Source organism: Pararhodobacter oceanensis, from assembly GCF_003076755.1.
In the GTDB taxonomy this organism is placed as follows: Bacteria; Pseudomonadota; Alphaproteobacteria; order Rhodobacterales; family Rhodobacteraceae; genus Pararhodobacter; species Pararhodobacter oceanensis.
Genome location: NZ_QDKM01000015.1, coordinates 22,066 through 40,372, shown reverse-complemented (window position 1 = coordinate 40,372; position 18,307 = coordinate 22,066). Strand labels below are relative to the sequence as shown.

The window sequence follows — 18,307 nt, the reverse complement described above, 5'->3', positions numbered from 1 at the left end:
GCGCCGTGGCCGTTCACACAAAACCCAAAACGGAGACGCCGATCACTAAAGCCGGTTGATCACCGAACCCGAGAAAGTGGGGAATTTTACTTCGGCACTATTGGGGAAAATTCAAACGGCGTTGACAGCGTCTCGCGAAGAACGGCAAGCTGGTTCTGCCGGCCGTGTCGGAGCCGGCCGGGTTCGCGCCGCTGATGCTTTGCGATGAGGAGCCTTTGGGGCCATTGCCGGAGACCACATCGGCCCCGGTCGCGTCTTCGATCGAGATCATGGTTGGTAAAGTATCGATCCGCTTGGATGAGAGCACCTCGGCAGCGCGGATCGCGGAGATTGTCCGGGCTGTGGGTGCCCGAACATGGTGATGCCCTCGCACAGAGTGCGCATTCTGGTGGCAACGCAGCCGGTCGATTTTAGGAAAGGTCATGACGGGCTGGCGGCGTTGGCGCAGTCGGTTTTGCAGGAAGACCCTTTCACCGGCACGGTGTTTGTGTTCCGCGCCAAGCGGGCCGACAGGCTGAAGATCCTGTTCTGGGACGGGACCGGGCTGGTCATGGCCTACAAGCGGTTGGAGGAAACGACGTTCACCTGGCCAGCGATCCGGGAGGGCGTGATGACGCTGAACCGGGTCCAGTTCGAGGCGTTGTTTGCGGGATTGGATTGGCGCAAGGTCAGGGCGCTGGAGGCACACAAGCCAGCTGCGGCAGAATGAATCAGGTGGCTGAATATAGCGGTTATAGATCTGATGTTGCGTTATAAATCTGATCATGACCGATGCTGCCAAAGTCCTCGATCTCTCCATTCTGCCGCCTGATTACCGCACGGCCTTCGAAGCCTTGCAGGCAACGGCCGCGCGCGTGTCCGAGCTGGAAGAGATCAACAAGCGCCTCGAGCACCTTGTGGCCGAGCTGAACCATGTGGTGCATGGCAAGCGATCGGAAAAGCTGAGCGAAGACGAGCGGCAGTTGGCCTTTGAGGATTTGCAGATCGCTGTCGCCGAGACCGAGGAGCAAAAACAGGATCAGGCGACCGACGATGCCACGCCCAAGCGCAAACGGGTAGCCAAACGCATTCGCGGCAACCTGCCTGAGGATCTGCCGCGGATCGAGCGGATCATTGAGCCCGACAGCCTCGTTTGCCCTTGCGGCTGCGGAAAGATGCACAAGATCGGCGAGGACCGCACCGAGCGGCTGGATATCCTGCCCGCGCAATTGCGCGTGCTTGTCACCGTCCGCCCCAAATACGCCTGCCGCACCTGCACCGATGGTGTCACACAGGCTCCGGCCCCCGCCGCTCTGATCGAAGGCGGCCTGCCAACTGAAGGGGCCATCGCACATGTGCTGGTCAGCAAATACGCCGACCATCTTCCGCTGTATCGACAGAGCCAGATCCTCGGACGTTCCGGAGTTAACATCCATCGCGGCACGCTGGCCGATTGGGTGGGGGTGGCTGCGTTCCACCTCAGGCCCGTGGTCGACCGGCTGGCCGAGAATCTGAAAACCTCCACCAAGCTGTTCATGGATGAAACCACGGCGCCAGTGCTTGATCCCGGGCGCGGCCGGACCAAGACCGGCTACCTCTGGGCACTGGCCCGTGATGATCGGGGGTGGGGCGGTGCCGATCCGCCCGGCGTGGTCTTCACCTACGCCCCCGGCCGCGCCGGTGAGAACGCCGAGAAGATCCTGCACGGCTTTGATGGCACCCTGCAAATCGATGGCTATCAGGGCTACAATCGCCTGACGCGCCCCTCCCGCAAGGGTGGCGACCCAATCCGCGTGGCGTATTGTTGGGCGCACGCACGTCGCAAGCTGAAGGAGGTGTTCGATCGCGATGGATCCGAGATCGCGGCCGAAGGCCTGCGCCGTATAGCGGAGTTCTATCACATCGAGGGCGAGATCCGCGATATGGGACCCGGCCAGCGCCTGTCGGCCCGGCAGACCCGCACTGTGCCTCTGGTCTCTGCATTCGGCGACTGGCTGCAGAAGAAACGGCTGCGCGTCTCGGCAAAATCCCGGCTTGGCGAAAAGCTGGCCTATATCCACCGCCATTGGGATGGCCTGCAGACCTTTCTTAATGACGGCCGCGTCGAAATCGACTCCAACAGCGTCGAGAATATGATCCGCCCAATCGCGTTGAACAGGAAAAACGCCTTGTTTGCAGGTCATGACGAGGGCGGAAAAGCCTGGGGACGCATCGCCTCGCTGATAGAAACCGCCAAGATCAACGGCGTGGAACCCTTCGCCTATCTCAAGGCCACGCTCGAGGCCATCGCACGCGGGCATCCCCAAAACCGTATCGACGAATTGCTGCCTTGGAACTTCAACCCGTCAACATGAAATCGACGTGCTGTTCAACTGACGCTTACTGTTGAGATTGAGACATTGGCAATGCACATTTTCTGGATATGTCTGAAACTTGGTCGCGTCACTCCCCCTCTGTCAGGGATGTTGTCCGCTGCTCTACTTTTCCTCTATTTCTCAGGTGGGGCGGGATGGGATGTTGACGTGGTATATTCACCGGAACGGAAACTAGCTGTGCTGAAGCGGATTCTTCCACCGAACAAAATGGCCCTTCGGCAGTTGTCGCAGGAGGAAGGGATTTCCGAGGCGATCAACGAGGCAAGACGCCCCCCCCAGACGCGACCGCCGTCGTCATGGCCGGCGAAGAGCACGTTTCTTTTCGGGGCAGAGCAATCGGACGGATGAGGCTCTCTACAGAATTGGAATTGATCGAGGTGCGGAACGGTCAGTGTCATTCGCGTGCCTCTTTGAGATAAGGCAAGCTCTTTTTCAGATAATCCCAGCCGGTGATCGCGGTCAGCAATGCGGCGATCCAGATCAGCGCGAGGCCCAAGAGCCAGACCACCTCGCCGCTGTAATTGGCCAGCCAGAGCATGTTGAATTCGGAGTCAAAGCCGGTGTTGATCATCTCGCGGATCACGTCGCGGTTGCGCATCAGGGCTTGCTCGCGGACATATTCCAGCCCGAGCGCGGCAAAGAGCACCGAAATTGCGGTCATCTGCGCTGTGGTTTTCCATTTTGCCAGCTGCGTGACCGCCAGAAGTTTCGAGGTGTTGCCCAAATATTCGCGCAGCCCCGAGACAAAGACCTCGCGGAACAAGATCACCGTGGCGGGTAGGATCAGCCACGGGTCCATGCCGGAATAGCCGGTGATAACCAAGAGCGCGATCACCACCATCGCCTTATCGGCAATTGGGTCCAGCATCGCCCCGATGCGGCTTTCCTGCCGCCAGAGCCGCGCCAGATAACCGTCAAAGAAATCGGTGATCGCCGCGCTCAGAAACAGGATCAGCGCCAGCCAATCCGCCCAAGGACGGGCGAAATAGAGGAACATCACAGCAATCCCGGGGGCGGCTATGAGGCGCAGAATGGTGAGTGAGTTGGGTATCGATGAGCGCATAGTGCTTTGTAGCGGCAATGGTGTGTTGGAGGGAAGAGGGAGATTGTTCGGAAGCGAAGATATATCTATATATGTCGCCTCCGGTCCACTGATCTCGGCGGTTCCGGTGGGTGGCCGCATGGGCGAGTTTCACTCTGAGCATTCAGATTGAGACGGCGATCGATGGCCATCAAAACATATCGGTCATAGTCGGTCTTCACTGCGGGGTAATCCCCGCCTTGCGGCAGATCTCAGCTACCGGCGTGCCTTCCTCGCCCTGCTTTATGATAAACGCCTTCTGTGCGTCCGAATACTTCGATGCTTTCATGTGATTCCGCTCCTCTCCCAGCCAGGGAATTGTAGCGGATAACTTCATCTTCAGGTGGTCCAGTTTGCGAGGGTTAGATCAATCGAGTCGTTCAACGGCAGCCTGCGCGACGGACATCTCAACGAGGAGATATTCGACAGCCTCGACGACGCCCGCTGGAAGTTGACTCTCTGGTAATGCGATTATAACGCCATCATGCCGCACTCGTCGCACGGAAACCAGAAGCAGCTCGAAGCGCGCCGAGCGCTTGAGACATTTGAAGGCTCCGCACCCAGCGTGCTTGCCCAAACCGACCAACCAAACTACGATTCTGAAATCCGCAGAATCTCGTTCTGAACGAGGGTCAGCGGGTGCAGGTCATCCACCGTATGGAGGAGCGGCTCAAAGTTTTTAGATTCGATCTATATATTCCAGATTGAAAGGACCTTAAGTGCCCATTTTCGTTTTAGCCCTCGTTTTCGCGACCGTCTTTGCGCCTACGCTTGCCCGCGCGATATACGCTTCAAGGGTTGTTCAGGCCATAAGCGGGGAGGGCTTGATCGCATTTTTTGAAGTATTCCGCAACGATGCGCCTTTGCTAGGGCTTGTGCTGGCCTTGCTTACGTTGACGGCTTTCATTCGAAATTATTGGCTTGCCTGTCTTCCCTTTCTTGGCGCAGTGATCGTGCAGTTGGCGCTAATTTCTGATGTTTTTGTCTACAGTCAATTTTCTCTGCGCCTCACATGGAAGGATGTTGTCAAGTTTTATGATTACTCTGCAATTTATATTCTTGATCTAAATATGGCGTTAATGATCGGTATTTTGGTTATCCTAATCACCTTCTTTGCACTTTCATATTTATCTTTTCGTACCATTTTCGCCTTGCAGATTGGCTTAAGGAGGGCTTCTATTTTTATGGCCAGCATTGCAATCGCATCAGCATTCGGTTGGCAAAGTAAAAATGTTGCGTATGTACATTACCGTCTCTATCAGAATATTGTATCGTACAATGAGATGATTGCGTCAGAGTCCCGTGAATACTCGAGCGATTTCGCCGCATCTGTTGCCGGGCCGATCCAGGAAACCTGCTCGACTCACTCGGCTGTGTCGGGGCCGGTGATCATTTATATGGTTGAATCCTTGTCGTCTTATCAAAGTAGATTCTTTGGTGGACTTAATGACTGGATGCCGCGGTTGGATGAGATTGCCGAGGACAATGCCGCGCTAACCGATTTCTACGCCAGCGGATTCACTACTGAAGATGGGGAATTGTCATTACTTACGGGAGAAGCCGCGCTTTATCCCCCCAATACCTACACGGTCGGAGGCGGATCTTCATTTTATGGGCACTGGAACCCGAGGCGGTCGTTGCCTCGTATTTTCAATGACCGGGGGTATGAGAGCCATTTTCTGACAACCAGTGATCTTTTGTTTTCTTCCACAGGTGACTGGATGTCGGCAATTGGATTTATGAACGTTAGAGGAAGTACAGATCCGTTCTATGACGGAATGGAGCGGTTTCAATTTGGCGCTGCCACAGATGCAGCGTTAGTCGATAATATCCTAAATACAGTTGAGGATGCTCAAGTCACGCCATTTATTTTCGTCAAAACGGTGAGCAGTCATCACCCACATATTCATCCTGAAACTGGGGAGCGATCAGTAGAGGCAGTTATGCGCTATGTCGATGCTCAGATCGGCAGATTATATGATACGTTAAGCGAAAGGGGCTTCTTCAATAATGGTCATCTTGTAATTGTTGGTGACCACCGGGCTATGTTGCCGATCAGCCGTGAAGAAGTCGAACACTTTGGGTTTGATAGGAGCTATACGCAGATCCCTGCTATTTTAGTTAGCCGCCAGATCGCACCAAGTCCTGTAGAGATAACGACCCCCTACAGCCAACTTGATCTGAGCAATACATTAATGGGTCTGTTCAGTGGTGAGGTGTGTTATGATGCGTTCAGAGGTATGATATTTGGTGACGACCTACAGCCTCCAAGATTTATTCTGCATCGCCGCGGGGATTGGCGCAATCAGGTATCAGTGTTCTCGGGGGATCGCCATGGTATTGTTACTTTGGACGGTGACGATACGTGGCTCTTGGGAGTTGATTTTGATCAAGACGAGCGGGAGGTTATTGTGAACTATGTGAATACTGCCCGAGTTAATGCGAGTATGATCTCTCCAGAGGAGGAAAGTAGATGAGTGAGGATCGTAACGATAAGCATATAGGACTTCAGAGAGTATTGATGGCTATGGGGGCCTCGTTAAAGGGGGCTAGATATGTTTTTATTCATGAATCTGCTTTTCGTCAGGAGCTTTTTCTAGCTGCGATTGCAATCCTGTGCAGCCTATTTTTTCTCAATGATTGGTTTTCCTTGATCGCTGTCATGAGTAGCTGGCTTTTAGTTCTCATTGTGGAAGTTTTGAATACTGCAATTGAGACCATAGTGGACAGAATTTCATTGGAGAGACATCCGCTCTCTGGCGCGGCAAAAGATCTCGGTTCCCTTGCCGTGGCACTGTCATTGATCAACGCGTTTGCTTGGTCAATATACGCGGTGGTTCTGTGACTTGTTGAGTTGGCGCCGCGCAAGATCACTGACCGGGGCGCCATTCAACCCAGCCTCGTCGAGGATCGACAGCTTCTCCTCCGCCCGCCAGCGCCGCCGCCGCTAAACGCCGAGGATCACTTCATGACGCACATCTTGCTGAAGTCCCCCGTAAGCGGTGCCCACACGGCACTCAGGATCAGATTGACGGGCTGAAGTTCCATGGGAGTAGGTCGTCGATGCGGCTGGCTGGATGGCCTCCCGCGATGGCTTCGAGTGTGGCCTTGAGGTAGGCAAAGGGCTCGACGCCGTTGATCTTTGCCGTGGCGATCAGCGAGGCAATACGCCCCCAGGCACGACCGCCCTCGTCATGGCCGGCGAAGAGCGCATTTTTTCTGGTCAGTCCCAGTTCCCGTTCATTCTGCCCATGTCGGGCAGGTTTATCGGGTTCATTATCAATGGCATGCGTATTTTGGCGCTGACGTGAAGATTTTCCGGACGCTCAATCGCGGTGATGGCCAACTTGTCGGCCTTGAGCGTGAACCAGGTATAGCGATCCTGGCGCCCGCGTGGGTTTTGGATGCTTCGGTATGTCATAGTTTCGAGCTTGGCGCACCTCTGGTGTCTACAGATGCGCTTTTCAATCTTCATTCGGTTCTCGGGCACCTCGGTTTTCGGGTAACCGCTCCATTGCTACCGCAGCTTATGCTGCTTGACTGTTCTCGGCATCGTCTGGTGCCCAGTTCCACGGCAGCAATTCGTTCAGCCGGTTGATCTTGTGATCATGGATGCGGGCGAGAATGTCGGCGAGATAGGCCTGCGGATCGAGGCCGTTCAGCTTGGCGGTCTCGATGATGGTCATGGCGCGGGCCAAGGTTTCGGCACCGGTGTCTGCGCCTGCAAATAGCCAGTTCTTGCGGCCTATCCCGATCGGGCGCAGGGCACGCTCCGCGGGGTTATTGTCGATGGCCACGCGCCCATCGGTCAGGAACAGGCTGAGGGCCTCTCGTCGATTGAGGCCATAACGGAAGGCTTTGGCCAGGTCGCTTTTACCCGGGATGCGCAGGAGCTGTTGTTCCGACCAAGCGAAGAAGGCTTCGACCTTGAGCCGGCTCTGCTTTTCGCGCACGGCCTGCCGGGTCTCTGCCGTCTGGCCGTTAATGTCGCGCTCGATGTCGTAAAACTCGCCGATCCGGTCAAGTGCCGCACGGGCGATCTCGGACTTGGTCGATGTCCAAAAGTCATGGAAGTCCCGCCGCAGATGCGCCCAACAGGCTGCCTCGCGCAAACGCGGCGTGCCATCAGGTTGAGGCTCGTAGAGCATGGCATAGCCCTTATAGCCGTCGGCCTGTAGAATGCCGCGCATCTGGGCCAGATGCTTTTGCACATGCTCCTGCTTCCAGTCGGGTGCAAACCGGTAAACAGCACCGGGTGGCGACGCCCCCGCCCAAGGTCGTTGATCGCGCACATAGGCCCAGATCCGTCCCTGTTTCACGCCTTTACCAAGCCCCTTGTCTCTTTTGGAGCGGTCCAGCACCCGGATTGGCGTGTCGTCAGCGTGCAGCAGATCGCTGGCCATGATGTCGGCCTCAATGCGCTCGACCAATGGTGCAAGGGTCTTCATCGCCCGTCCGGACCAGCCAACAAGCGTGCTTTCGGGAATGTCCGCGCCCATGCGGGCGAAGATTTCGTGCTGTCGGTAAAGGGGAAGGTGGTCGTCGAATTTCGAGACCAGGATATGCGCCAGCAAGTTCGGGCCAGCCATGCTGCCAGGGATCGGGCGGCTGGGTGCCGGCTCCTGCACCATCCGCTCGCAACGGCGACAGGACTTCTTGATGCGGGCGATCTGGACCACCTTCATCTGCGCCGCGATCATATCTAGGAGTTCGCTGACATCCTCGCCGACTACACGCTGATCACCACCACAGTCGGGGCAGCAGGTGCCGGGATCAAGCTCGCGGCGCTCGCGCGGGGTCGCTTCCGAGACACGCGGACGGCGGCGCAGTGTGGGGGCAGACACCTCATGGGGCTCAGGCTCGCCCTGACCTTCATCTATGAGGTCATCGTCACCTTCGGCGACAGCAACAAGCAGGTCTTCCAGCGCCAGTTCCAGCTGTTCAATTTCGCGTTCGATCTTTTCCGATGATTTGCCAAAGGCCAGTTTCTGTAGCTTGGCAATCCGCAAACGCAACGCTTGAACCAGCTGATCATGGACCCGCAGCGTGGCCGACATCTTGGCGTTTTCCGCCGCGATTTTCGCATTCTCTGCCTGTAATGCCGCAATCATCGCCCTCAATTCGGCAGGATCATTTGGCAGATCTTTGGCAGGTTTCGACATGCGCCCGACTACCAAAAATCAGGCGCAAACACCATATAAATAACGCAAAACAAAGCGTAAAATCATCCGACGCGCGCAGGCGGAGCGCCCCAGTCGGGACGCCGCCAGTCGATTCCTTCCCACAGCATTGCCAACTGGGCTGAGGTCAGGCGCGCCGATCCAGAGGCCGTATTGGGCCACGGAAAGCGACCACGCTCCAGAACCTTATAGTAGAGGCAAAATCCCTGACCATCCCAATAGAGCAGTTTAATCCGGTCGCCGCGGCGTCCCCGGAAGGCGAATACGGCACCACCCGCCGGTTTCTGCCGCAACACATCTTGCGCCATGGCGGACAGTCCGGCGATCCCCTTGCGCATGTCGGTCACACCGCAGCCCAGATACACGCGAACGCCGGTGCCGGGCCCGATCATGCCGTTTCAACCGCGCGAATAAGGTGCTGGAGGCGCTCAGGCGATAAGTCACTTGCACATCGCAGGCTGCGACCGTTCCCCAGTAAAATTTCGACCTCCGGACGTTGGGTGCCCCCGGATGTGTCTGGTCCCTCACATGGCGGCGGCAATGAAAGAAAAACCGTTTCCGCCGTCCGAGGCCAGAGCCCTTTGCGCCGAAACTCCTGGCGCCACTGGTAGATATGCTGCCGCGTGATGTCGTGGCGCCGCGCCACATCGCTGACCGTGGCACCATTCTGCCCAACCTCGTCGAGGATCGACAGCTTCTCCTCCGCCCGCCAACGCCGTCTCCGCTCAACGCCGACGATCACTTCATGACGCATATCTGGCTCCATTTCATACGACGTCAGTAACGACGACAATAACGACAGAGCTTAAGATCTGACGACGCCACGCGGCAGGCGGTAGCAATGGTGTGGTTACGAGGAAGGTCTGCAATCCGTCCCACTGACGATGGATGTAGGTCAGCTTTTCACCAAGCCGCGACTTTGAGGAGATCCGTTGGCGCTGGCTTTGCAGCCATTCGCCGAACTCAGCCACCTTGGGTGCGGTGCGGGCCTCCCGTGCAGAGCGCCGTTGGCCTGGACCCATGCCGCGTATTTCAGCCTCGATGCGGTAGATCTCTGCAATCCGGATAGGCCGCAAGAACTGGCTATTTGCAGGCGCTGACACCGGTGCCGAAACCTTGGCCCGCGCTATGACCATCATCGAGACCGCCAAACTGAACGGCCTCGATCCGCAGGCCTATCTCGCCGACATTCTCGCCCGCATCCATAATCACAAGATCAACAGGCTCGATGAGCTGTTGCCGTGGCAATGGGTGCCGCTGGCCGACGAGGCCCGCAGTCAAGCCGCATAAGCCGCGGTATCAATCGCTCGGTTACCGACCAATGGCGCAAGGGTGCGACATCAACATTGAAGGCTCCTCCCGCGAATCCCTATCATGCGGCGGCCTTTGCCGACCGCGGAAACAACCATGCATCCGGCAGGCGCGCATTCATACGTTCAGGACTTGACGCGACAACAGCGATTAGACAACCGCATCAGATCCGTCGCGCCAACATCGGCGGCGGGCACAATGCTAATCGCCCAATAATGCCTTCACCAATTCGATCACTTCAACCTGTTGATCTTCATGCATGTCACTGCCAGACGGCAAACAAAGCCCATCTTCAAAGAGTCTTTGATCGACGCCCGTGCCGTGATAAGATGCGCCAACATAAAGTGGCTGCAAATGCATCGGCTTCCAAAGCGGTCTGGATTCGATCCGGTGCTCCAATAGCATCAAACGAATGTCTTCACGCGAGACATCAGTTTCCGCAACGTCGATGGTCAATGTAGTAAGCCAGCGTGTCGAATACAGCCCTACGGGTTCGGGCGTGAATTCTATACCCGGACGCAATAGTGCATCCTTGTAGCGCTTATAAATCTCGCGACGACGCGCAACGCGATCGTCGAGGACTTCCATTTGTCCCAGCCCTATCGCAGCGCAGATGTTGGACAGGCGGTAATTGTAGCCGAAGGTCGAATGCTCGTAGTGTGGAGCAGTATCACGCGCCTGTGTTGCGAGGAAGCGCGCCTCATCTGCCCAGGCTTTATGCCGCGTGACCAGCATACCGCCGCCCGAGGTTGTGATGATTTTGTTGCCATTGAACGACAGGATAGCCGCGTCGCCGCCAGTGCCAGCCTTGCGCCCGTTCTTGTAGCTCGCGCCAAGGCTCTCGGCGCTGTCGACGATAAGGCGGACGCCGTATTGCTCGGCAAGGACTTCCAACGGATCAAGATCAACTGATTGGCCGTAAAGATCGGTCGGCACAATGGCTTTCGGCAGGCGGTTTTCGCGCGATGCTTTGGCCAATTCTTCCGCAACTATGCCTGTATCTATCGTCCAGCTTGCCGGGGTGAGGTCAAAAAACCGGGGTGTGGCGCCGAGGTAATTGACCGGGAAAACCCCGCCAGCAAAGGTCATCGAGGACACCCATACTTCGTCGCCGCGCCCCACGCCGGCGATACGCAGGGCAAGATGTAGCGCTGCGGAGCCCGAAGACAGCCCTACGCAATAGACATCAGCCCCAAGATACTCGCGAACCCGATCCTCGAAGGCGTCGAGCTGGGGCCCAAGTGGGGCCACGAAGTTCGACGCGAATGCCTCGGCAACGCGGGCTTCTTCATGGCCAGACATATGCGGGCGCGAAAGGTAAATGCGCATGATTATTCCTTAATGAGTGGTTTGGCCGGATTTCCTACAACCGTCGTCCACGGACGGACATCTCGGGTCACGACCGCCCCCATACCAACGATAGCGCCCTCTCCGATTACCAACGGTTTATCTGGCGCACCCTGTCGCAAAACAGCACCCGTCCCTACGTATGCGTGGTCTTCGACGCGGACGTTACCATTGCACATCACACCTGGGGCGAAGGTCACAAAGTCCCCTATCACACAATCATGGGCCACATACGAATAGATATTGGCGTGAAAATGGCGTCCAATCGATACATTAGAAGTAATGGTGGTAAACGCACATAAAATATGACCATCTCCAATTGTCACGTTATCCATTACAATACTATTGACCGCTCGAATATTTAGTACAGGAATGCTGAAGTTGGCGCATCGTTTCGCCAACTCTACTCTGGTTTCTCCGGCGCCGATGGCAATCGAAATAAATCTGCGTTCAGCTGGATGGTTCCTGAATTCGTCAAATGAAATGGATTTGTGACCATTGACGGTGTTTATTGATCCGCCGTCATCTACGAAAACGCATTCCACATTTCCTTCCCCCTCGAGCTGTTGACGCAGCAAGGGCATTACTTCACGCCCGAAACCACTTGCTCCATAAACTCCGAACAGTTTCATATTATTTCCTTTGGTAATTGAACGATACTGAACTTAGGTTAGTCAAATAGTTATTCCGATTTTCTAAATCTTTTTCAAAGTCCGTTACACATATTCTTGGCCAAAAGTCAGATATGTATGCGCCTTCCCACGAATCCGTCGCTCAAGTGCCTTGTTGAAGTCTTTCAATGTCGTGTTCTAAGGTTTCGATGCGCTGCTCAAGATTTTTGACTAATGATAACAACTTGAAAACCTCTACTTCAACATAATAACCAAGCTTCATTCCTACTCTCGGTTGCCATGAGTGGGAACCTTGCCAACGTTTTATCGTGATGAGGGCATCGCCACATTGGACATCAAAGCCGCGATCATTGTAAACGGCAACAATCCGCCCTGTTACTCCGGTCTCTGGTCGGTCGCAAACGCGAGCCGCAGTGATTTCGATGCGTGTATCATTATAATAGGTAAATGCACCTGGATGTGGTGGCGCACTTGCTCGAATCAGAGCTAGGATTTCCTCGCGAGGCTGCGACCAATTCAGCCAACCGTCGTCTTGTGTTCGTCTTCCAAGCCATGTTGCTTGTTTGTGATCTTGTTCAATGCCAACAATACCGTTTTCGCGCAGTGTCGGCAGCCATTTGTCGAGCGCGCGCGCCTCCGCCTCAAGAATCTTAGCTTCAACCGTTGCCGCATCGTCGGTGTCATTTACCCGAAACGTTTCCTGAACTATAATCGGCCCGTCATCCACGCCCCCTCGAAGCTCAAAAAAGCTCGCTGCACCGTCGGTTCGGTGAAGAATCATCCATGCAATCGCTGCCCTGCCACGCCCACGCGGGAGGGCGGTTGGGTGAAAGCCAATATTCCCGATTCGTGATATTCCAAGCATGGATGTTGGCACAATCTGTGAGAGGCCAACAACAAAGAGAATATCGGGAGCAAAGGCCCGCAATTTGTTCTCGCACTCCGCAACCTTGCGAAAGGGCTGAAAAGACATATTCAGCGCGGCGCTCGCTGCACGCAAATCACACCAGCCAGAAACGCTTGATGAGTCGGAGGGCACATATCCCCAGACCCTACAATTGGTATAGCCATGTTTCGCAAGTGAATGTATTAAAACACGTGTGGAATTGACACCACCAATCACAGCAATCTTCATAGTGGATTTTTGAACCTCTCTTCTCCGAAAAGGACAACAACGAATGTTCGGAAGCATGTCGCGACATCAAGTGGCAAGCTAGCGCGATCCACGTATTCTATATCGTGTTTCCATCTTTCCTCCCACGTCAGAGTGATGTTACCATTGACTTGAGCGAGTCCCGTGATACCTGGACGAACCTTGAAGCGTCTGAGTGCCCAGTCTGGCATTGTATTGCGGGTTTGGACCAAGCAGGGACGTGGCCCAACAAAGCTCATATCGCCTCTCAAGATGTTAAAAAGTTGCGGCAACTCGTCAATTTTCAAACGGCGTAGAACTTTACCTGCCGGATATACTTCAGGGTCGTGGTTAGTGGTTTGGACACTCACTCGGTTTGGATTGACAGTCATGGTGCGCAATTTCAGGATTCTAAATGGTTTCTCTCCAAGCCCGACCCTGGTTTGATAATAGAATATTGGTCCGGGGGAACAAAGTTTCACAACGACCATTGCGAGTAGAATTGGGATGCCAAGAACTGCGAGCGCCAAGAGAACAAACGTAAGATCCAACGCTCGTTTTATATGATCGCGGTAGATCATCGCTGATATTCCCCCAGAAGAACAAAAGCTTCCGCTGCTGCGACGCCAATATGTGTTCCACGTAAGGTCGCAAGCGCTTTCAGCGCTGCTGCCGAACGAGGCTGATTGTCCGGCTGGATTTGGCTGGCATATGCTTGCATGGCAGCAATTTTCTTGTCGATGGTTTCGGATATATTAATGAAGACATTGGGTTGAAACGCTGGAGCAAGATAGGGTGGTGAAAGGTGAGTTTCGGACAGCGTCTCATAAGCGAGAACTCGCCGAATCTTCTTCGCTCCCGCCAAATAGGGGCGAGCAGCGACCGATGCACCATAAGCGATCGCCCCGTGGTCCTTATGTAAGTCGAAGGAGAACGGGACATAGACTTCTTCAGGGTCCACGTTGGCGATCAAATTAGCGACGACTTCATTGATTTCGTGAGCGGGCATGTTGTCTAGGCAAGCCGCAGGGAGTTCGCAGAAGATCGGGGCTTTGCAGCCTAGTATAGTCATTGCCGTCCGGCACTCTGCCCGAATCGCGTCCCAGTGTGAGGTTGGCCAGATTGGGTGTGGCTCATTTCCGCTTCCGGTAAGTACAGCTACTTCTACACCTAACCCTTCCGAAACGAATTTTGCGATCGCGCCCCCCATGCCAAGGACTTCGTCGTCGGCGTGCGGGGCGAGCACTAATATAGTCATATGTTCTCCTAGCTAATCCAGATCTGCCAACCCGCTGTAACAAGTCATTCCCTGTATGTCGGTTTCCGGGCCAAGGGCCCGTTATGCGAGCAGCAAGTTACTGTTCGCATAACGGCTCAAGCTGGGATTGTCACTGATATGAACTGCCTTCCCTTGCAAATGATATGTTAATGCATTGCCGAACCAGTCAGCTCAACGGCGATCATGGGGTCTAAGTCCGTAATCCACATCTGATAAAGGCGAGTTTGGCTCATTTCACTGTGTCAGCATTGACACCTTGGTGAGGAAACTCCATTCAGGAATCCATGCTGCGGCTGCGCGCCTGAAAGAGAAACGATGAATAAAGTATGAGCAGCCGGGTTTTCCATCGAGAAGTGAGCCACCTCTAGGTTAGGTTTCGGGTTTCAGGCTTTGGTCAATACGTGATTGTCCTCCCTCTTTTTCTGCGTCGCTGCGGCTGAACTGGCTTTGAAGCGGAAGCTGTCGTTGCCAGTCTCGAGGATGTGGCAACGATGGGTCAGGCGGTCGAGGAGTGCGGTCGTCATCTTGGGATCGCCGAAGACGGTGGCCCATTCGCTGCAGCTCAGGTTTGTGGTGATGACGACACTGGTGCGTTCGTAAAGTTTGCTGAGCAGATGGAAGAGTAGCGCACCGCCTGATGCACTGAACGGCAGGTAGATCATTCTCACCGGGTGATTCAAGGCCGTGCAGATCAAGAGTCACGACGCCTATGTCAACCGGGCGATGCTCAGGGCGCGCGAGGCGCTCGTTGGCATGCGCGTCCGGCTGGAAAACGAGATTCGGGGCCTGCCGAAGACCTACGGTATCATGTTCGGCAGGCAGGTTGGGGGGAGTGTCATGAAGTCTGTGTATCTGGCCTGGTCCATGCGGGTTTCAGATACGGTCACGCATTGAAGCGCTCGTCGAACATGATAGCGAATTGATTGCGGGCAGCAAACCATTCTCGGACATTCCTGCCTCCCTTCTCGAAGTTGCGGATGGCCAGGTAGATCAGCTTGGTCGCGGCCTCCTCGGTTGGGAACGAGCCCCTGGTCTTGATGGATTTCCGGATCACCCGATTCAGGCTTTCTATGGCATTGGTAGTATAGACGATCTTTCGGATCGCGGGATCGAAGGCGAAGAACGGGATCACCTCCTGCCATGCCCGCCGCCATGCCGGGGCAATCGAGGCGTATTTCCCGGCCCATTTCTCCTCGAAAGCGTCCAACTCGGCGGCAGCCAGATCGGCGGTCGGCGCACCGTAAATCAGACGCAGATCGGCGGCCACCGCCTTGCGATCCTTCCATGCGCAGAAGTTCAGGGAATGGCGGACCAGGTGAACGATGCAGGTTTGCACCGCGGCATCGGGAAAGGCTGCCGTGATTGCGTCAGGGAAGCCCTTAAGCCCATCCACGACGGCGATGAGGATGTCCTGAACCCCGCGATTCTTCAGCTCGTTCATCACCGACAACCAGAACTTGGCGCCCTCGTTCTCGGCGATCCAAAGACCCAGAACCTCGCGGACGCCGTCCCGTGAGACGCCCAGGGCCACATAGACGGCCTTGTTTTTCACCATCGGGCTGTCGGCATCGCGGATTTTGACCCGGAGCGCATCGAAAATAACGATGGGATACATTCGGTCGAGCGCTCGGCTCTGCCATTCGCGGACCTCGTCCAGCACGGCGTCAGTGACGCGGCTGATCAGATCAGGCGAGACCTGAAGGCCATAAACGTCCTCAAGGTGGGCGCGAATGTCGCGAACCGTCAGGCCGGCGGCATAAAGGCCAATGATCTTGTCATCCATGCCGTCGATCCAGGTCTGGCCCTTCTTGATCAACTCGGGCTCAAAACTGCCGTCCCGGTCGCGCGGCACAGAAATCGCCGTCTCGCCGTCCTGGCCCTTCAGGCGCTTGGCTGATGTGCCGTTACGCTGGTTGGGCCGGCCCGGTGGCGCGTCTTTGCCTTCCTCATAGCCCAGATGCGCCGTCAGTTCGGCTCCGAGCATCCGTTCCATCAGCTTGATCCTAAGCTCTTGAGGTGGTCCCCGAAAACTGGACTATGACGCAAGCTCGGATTTGCTGTCTGCTGATCTTCATTACGAAGGAGATTGAAGATGTCGAAACGAAAGCAGCATGCCCCTGAATTCAAGGCGAAGGTGGCGCTGGAAGCGCTGAAAGGTGAGGCGACCGTGTCGGAGCTGGCGAGCCGGTTCGGCGTGCATCCGACGATGATCAACCAATGGAAACGTGCGCTGCTGGATGGCGCGTCGGGTGTCTTCGAACGCGGTAGCCGCAAGGCCCCGGTCATCGATGAAGATCAGATCAGGGACCTGCACGCCAAGATCGGAGAGCTGGCGGTGGCTAACTCTTTTTTGGAAAGAAAGCTCAAGCCTTGGGGCGGGAAGTGAGGCGCGGTATGATCGAACGCGACCATCCGGATCTGTCGATCGGCCAGCAGTGTGCGCTGCTGTCGATCCCGCGGTCGTCGTTCTACTATGCGCCGCAGGGAGAGACCGAGCAGAATCTTGCCCTGATGCGGTTGATCGACGTGCAGTTCCTCGACACGCCGTTCTTCGGTGTTCGACAGATGACGTGGCACCTGCGCAACGATGGCCATGCAGTGAACGAGAAGCACATCCGTCGGCTCATGCGGCTGATGGGCCTCATGCCGATTTATCAGAAACCCAACACTAGCAAGCCGACGAAAGGGCATAAGACCTATCCCTACCTGCTGCGCGGGCTGCGTGTGGACAGGCCAAACCAGGTCTGGTGCGTGGACATAACCTACCTACCGATGCGCCGAGGCTTCCTCTATCTGGTGGCGATCATGGACTGGCATACCCGCATGGTTCTGTCGTGGCGTATCTCGAACACGTTGGACGCCGACTTCTGCCTCGAGGCGTTGAACGAGGCGATCTATCGGTTCGGCCCTCCGGACATCATGAACAGCGATCAAGGATCTCAGTTTACATCCTTCGCCTGGTCAGACCGCCTGCGCCGTTCCGGCATCCGCATCTCTATGGACGGCAAGGGCCGCTACTTAGATAACATCTTCATTGAACGCCTGTGGCGCAGCCTCAAATACGAATGCGTCTATCTGCATGCCTGGGAAACCGGATCGCAAGCACGCGCCGGTGTCCGCAACTGGATGGAGTTCTACAATAACCGCCGCCCGCACAAAGCACTTGGCGGCCAACCGCCGGTAGTGGTCTACTCACGGCAAATCGAAGTCACGAAACCCGATCAGCAGGAGCAAAGAAGAGCTTAAAAAGCGCCAGATTCTGTCCAGGGAATGGGGAGCACCTCACTCTTTCATCAGCCCAGTATCGCCAAGCAAATCTTCAGGCCGCTCGCAGCCCTTCAATAGCTCGTCCAGTAATTCCTTGGAAATCGTCATCGTCCTTGCTCCTCTCAGGAAGCATGGACCAAAGCGCAGTTACTCAGAAGATCTGACACTCTCGGTCGGCGAGATCAAACGTTGTGCCGAAGGAATCATTGGACGAGAACTGGCCGTCGCCCCCGAGCTTGTTCCGATCTTCGAGGCGCTGATGCAGGCCCGCTGGGACATCCTCGCTCGTATTGTTGCGCTCGACAGCCGGATCCGGAGCGTCGCCAGCCAGCACGCGACGGTCAGGCTATTGAAGACGACACCTGGCGTGGGTCCGATCACCGCCATGACCGTCGTTGCAGCCTTCGACGATGCGACGCGGTTCCGCCGCTCCTCGAGTGCCGGCGCCTACCTCGGATTGACGCCGAGGCGCTACGAGTCCGGCTAGATCAGCCGCAACGGACGCGTCTCGAAGCGTGGAGATCGCTTTACTCGAAAATGCCTCTATGAAGCGGCGAATGCGATCTTCTGCCGAAAGCTCGGCGGCTCCCGCCTGCGCAGCTGGGCCAAGTCGATCGCGGAGCGAACCGGTCCACGGAAAGCCAAGGTTGCGCTGGCGCGAAAACTGGCGGTCACGCTGCATGCCATGTGGCGCACCAACACGCCCTTCCGGGAGGCTGCAATG

At 55.9% G+C, this 18,307-nt stretch carries 17 protein-coding genes and 7 pseudogenes; 9 read left to right on the top strand and 15 right to left on the bottom strand.

The window, feature by feature from the left end:
• Positions 1–355: 355 nt before the first annotated feature.
• Positions 356–709 (top strand): IS66 family insertion sequence element accessory protein TnpB, encoded by a 354-nt coding sequence (gene tnpB, locus DDE20_RS18115; RefSeq protein ID WP_116559928.1) that lies wholly within the window; start codon positions 356–358, stop codon positions 707–709.
• Positions 710–764: 55 nt separating this feature from the next.
• Positions 765–2,333 (top strand): IS66 family transposase, encoded by a 1,569-nt coding sequence (gene tnpC, locus DDE20_RS18110; RefSeq protein ID WP_240608223.1) that lies wholly within the window; start codon positions 765–767, stop codon positions 2,331–2,333.
• Between the two features lie 415 nt (positions 2,334–2,748).
• On the opposite strand, the gene pgsA is transcribed toward tnpC (DDE20_RS18110), so the two are convergent.
• Entirely contained in the window at positions 2,749–3,417 is a 669-nt protein-coding gene (pgsA, locus tag DDE20_RS18105; RefSeq protein WP_116559927.1) for a CDP-diacylglycerol--glycerol-3-phosphate 3-phosphatidyltransferase, read from the bottom strand.
• A 205-nt stretch (positions 3,418–3,622) separates the two neighbouring features.
• Positions 3,623–3,724, bottom strand: a pseudogene (locus DDE20_RS18100) (transposase); the annotation flags it as partial.
• A gap of 81 nt (positions 3,725–3,805) precedes the next feature.
• On the opposite strand from DDE20_RS18100, the pseudogene DDE20_RS18095 reads away from it, so the two are divergent.
• The 3 genes and pseudogenes from DDE20_RS18095 to DDE20_RS18085 form a co-directional block, all read left to right on the top strand.
• Positions 3,806–4,060 (top strand): annotated as a pseudogene (locus DDE20_RS18095) (integrase core domain-containing protein); the annotation flags it as partial.
• A 94-nt stretch (positions 4,061–4,154) separates the two neighbouring features.
• Positions 4,155–5,912 carry an LTA synthase family protein gene (locus DDE20_RS18090; protein ID WP_116559926.1) on the top strand — a complete coding sequence of 586 codons (1,758 nt, stop codon included), beginning with the start codon at positions 4,155–4,157 and terminating at the stop codon, positions 5,910–5,912.
• Positions 5,909–6,280, top strand: a complete 372-nt coding sequence (locus tag DDE20_RS18085) for a diacylglycerol kinase (protein WP_116559925.1) — start codon at positions 5,909–5,911, stop codon at positions 6,278–6,280. The genes DDE20_RS18090 and DDE20_RS18085 overlap by 4 nt, the downstream gene beginning before the upstream one ends.
• A 178-nt stretch (positions 6,281–6,458) precedes the next feature.
• On the opposite strand, the pseudogene DDE20_RS18075 reads toward DDE20_RS18085, so the two are convergent.
• The 6 genes and pseudogenes from DDE20_RS18075 to DDE20_RS19285 all read right to left on the bottom strand — a co-directional run.
• Positions 6,459–6,674, bottom strand: a pseudogene (locus DDE20_RS18075) (transposase domain-containing protein); the annotation flags it as partial.
• Positions 6,659–6,910, bottom strand: a complete 252-nt coding sequence (locus DDE20_RS18070; RefSeq protein ID WP_116559924.1) for a hypothetical protein — start codon at positions 6,908–6,910, stop codon at positions 6,659–6,661. The pseudogene DDE20_RS18075 and the gene DDE20_RS18070, both read right to left, overlap by 16 nt.
• 52 nt (positions 6,911–6,962) lie before the next feature.
• On the bottom strand, positions 6,963–8,597 hold the full coding sequence (gene tnpC / locus DDE20_RS18065) for an IS66 family transposase (RefSeq protein ID WP_116559923.1): 1,635 nt from the start codon (positions 8,595–8,597) through the stop codon (positions 6,963–6,965).
• Positions 8,598–8,659: 62 nt separating this feature from the next.
• Positions 8,660–9,007, bottom strand: a complete 348-nt coding sequence (gene tnpB, locus DDE20_RS18060; protein WP_116559922.1) for an IS66 family insertion sequence element accessory protein TnpB — start codon at positions 9,005–9,007, stop codon at positions 8,660–8,662.
• Positions 9,004–9,369, bottom strand: coding sequence for an IS66-like element accessory protein TnpA (tnpA, locus tag DDE20_RS18055; protein ID WP_116559921.1), 366 nt, complete (start codon positions 9,367–9,369; stop codon positions 9,004–9,006). Before tnpA ends, tnpB (DDE20_RS18060) begins: the two co-directional genes overlap by 4 nt.
• Positions 9,370–9,469: 100 nt before the next feature.
• Positions 9,470–9,679, bottom strand: a pseudogene (locus tag DDE20_RS19285) (IS66 family transposase); the annotation flags it as partial.
• Between DDE20_RS19285 and DDE20_RS18045 the strand changes: the two are divergent.
• A pseudogene (locus DDE20_RS18045) lies at positions 9,675–9,905 on the top strand (transposase domain-containing protein); the annotation flags it as partial. The pseudogenes DDE20_RS19285 and DDE20_RS18045 sit on opposite strands and share 5 nt — an antisense overlap.
• Positions 9,906–10,127: 222 nt before the next feature.
• Here the strand turns inward: DDE20_RS18045 and DDE20_RS18040 are convergent.
• The 6 genes and pseudogenes from DDE20_RS18040 to DDE20_RS18015 all read right to left on the bottom strand — a co-directional run.
• A complete protein-coding gene (locus DDE20_RS18040; RefSeq protein WP_276308543.1) occupies positions 10,128–11,255 on the bottom strand; it encodes a DegT/DnrJ/EryC1/StrS family aminotransferase in 1,128 nt (375 codons plus the stop codon).
• A 2-nt stretch (positions 11,256–11,257) separates the two neighbouring features.
• A complete protein-coding gene (locus DDE20_RS18035; protein WP_116559919.1) occupies positions 11,258–11,905 on the bottom strand; it encodes an acetyltransferase in 648 nt (215 codons plus the stop codon).
• 142 nt (positions 11,906–12,047) lie between these two features.
• Positions 12,048–13,040 (bottom strand): methionyl-tRNA formyltransferase, encoded by a 993-nt coding sequence (locus DDE20_RS18030; RefSeq protein ID WP_165814567.1) that lies wholly within the window; start codon positions 13,038–13,040, stop codon positions 12,048–12,050.
• Positions 13,037–13,618, bottom strand: coding sequence for a sugar transferase (locus tag DDE20_RS19415; protein WP_116559917.1), 582 nt, complete (start codon positions 13,616–13,618; stop codon positions 13,037–13,039). Before DDE20_RS19415 ends, DDE20_RS18030 begins: the two co-directional genes overlap by 4 nt.
• A complete protein-coding gene (locus DDE20_RS18020) occupies positions 13,615–14,295 on the bottom strand; it encodes a PIG-L deacetylase family protein (RefSeq protein ID WP_116559916.1) in 681 nt (226 codons plus the stop codon). The genes DDE20_RS19415 and DDE20_RS18020 overlap by 4 nt, the downstream gene beginning before the upstream one ends.
• A 404-nt stretch (positions 14,296–14,699) precedes the next feature.
• Positions 14,700–14,972, bottom strand: a pseudogene (locus tag DDE20_RS18015) (ATP-binding protein); the annotation flags it as partial.
• A gap of 28 nt (positions 14,973–15,000) precedes the next feature.
• Here DDE20_RS18015 and DDE20_RS18010 point away from each other — a divergent pair.
• Positions 15,001–15,210, top strand: coding sequence for a hypothetical protein (locus DDE20_RS18010; RefSeq protein ID WP_205961708.1), 210 nt, complete (start codon positions 15,001–15,003; stop codon positions 15,208–15,210).
• Here the strand turns inward: DDE20_RS18010 and DDE20_RS18005 are convergent.
• A pseudogene (locus DDE20_RS18005) lies at positions 15,200–16,312 on the bottom strand (IS256 family transposase); the annotation flags it as partial. The gene DDE20_RS18010 and the pseudogene DDE20_RS18005 overlap by 11 nt on opposite strands.
• Before the next feature lie 96 nt (positions 16,313–16,408).
• Between DDE20_RS18005 and DDE20_RS18000 the strand changes: the two are divergent.
• Together DDE20_RS18000 and DDE20_RS19155 are read left to right on the top strand one after the other, a co-directional pair.
• A protein-coding gene (locus tag DDE20_RS18000) for an IS3 family transposase (RefSeq protein WP_240608220.1) occupies positions 16,409–17,562 on the top strand; the annotation gives its coding sequence in 2 pieces (ribosomal slippage) (positions 16,409–16,661 and positions 16,661–17,562; 1,155 coding nt in all).
• Positions 17,563–17,677: 115 nt separating this feature from the next.
• The gene (locus DDE20_RS19155) at positions 17,678–18,070 is read left to right on the top strand and encodes a transposase (protein WP_205961707.1); all 393 of its coding nucleotides are present in this window, start codon (positions 17,678–17,680) and stop codon (positions 18,068–18,070) included.
• Positions 18,071–18,307: the final 237 nt, after the last annotated feature.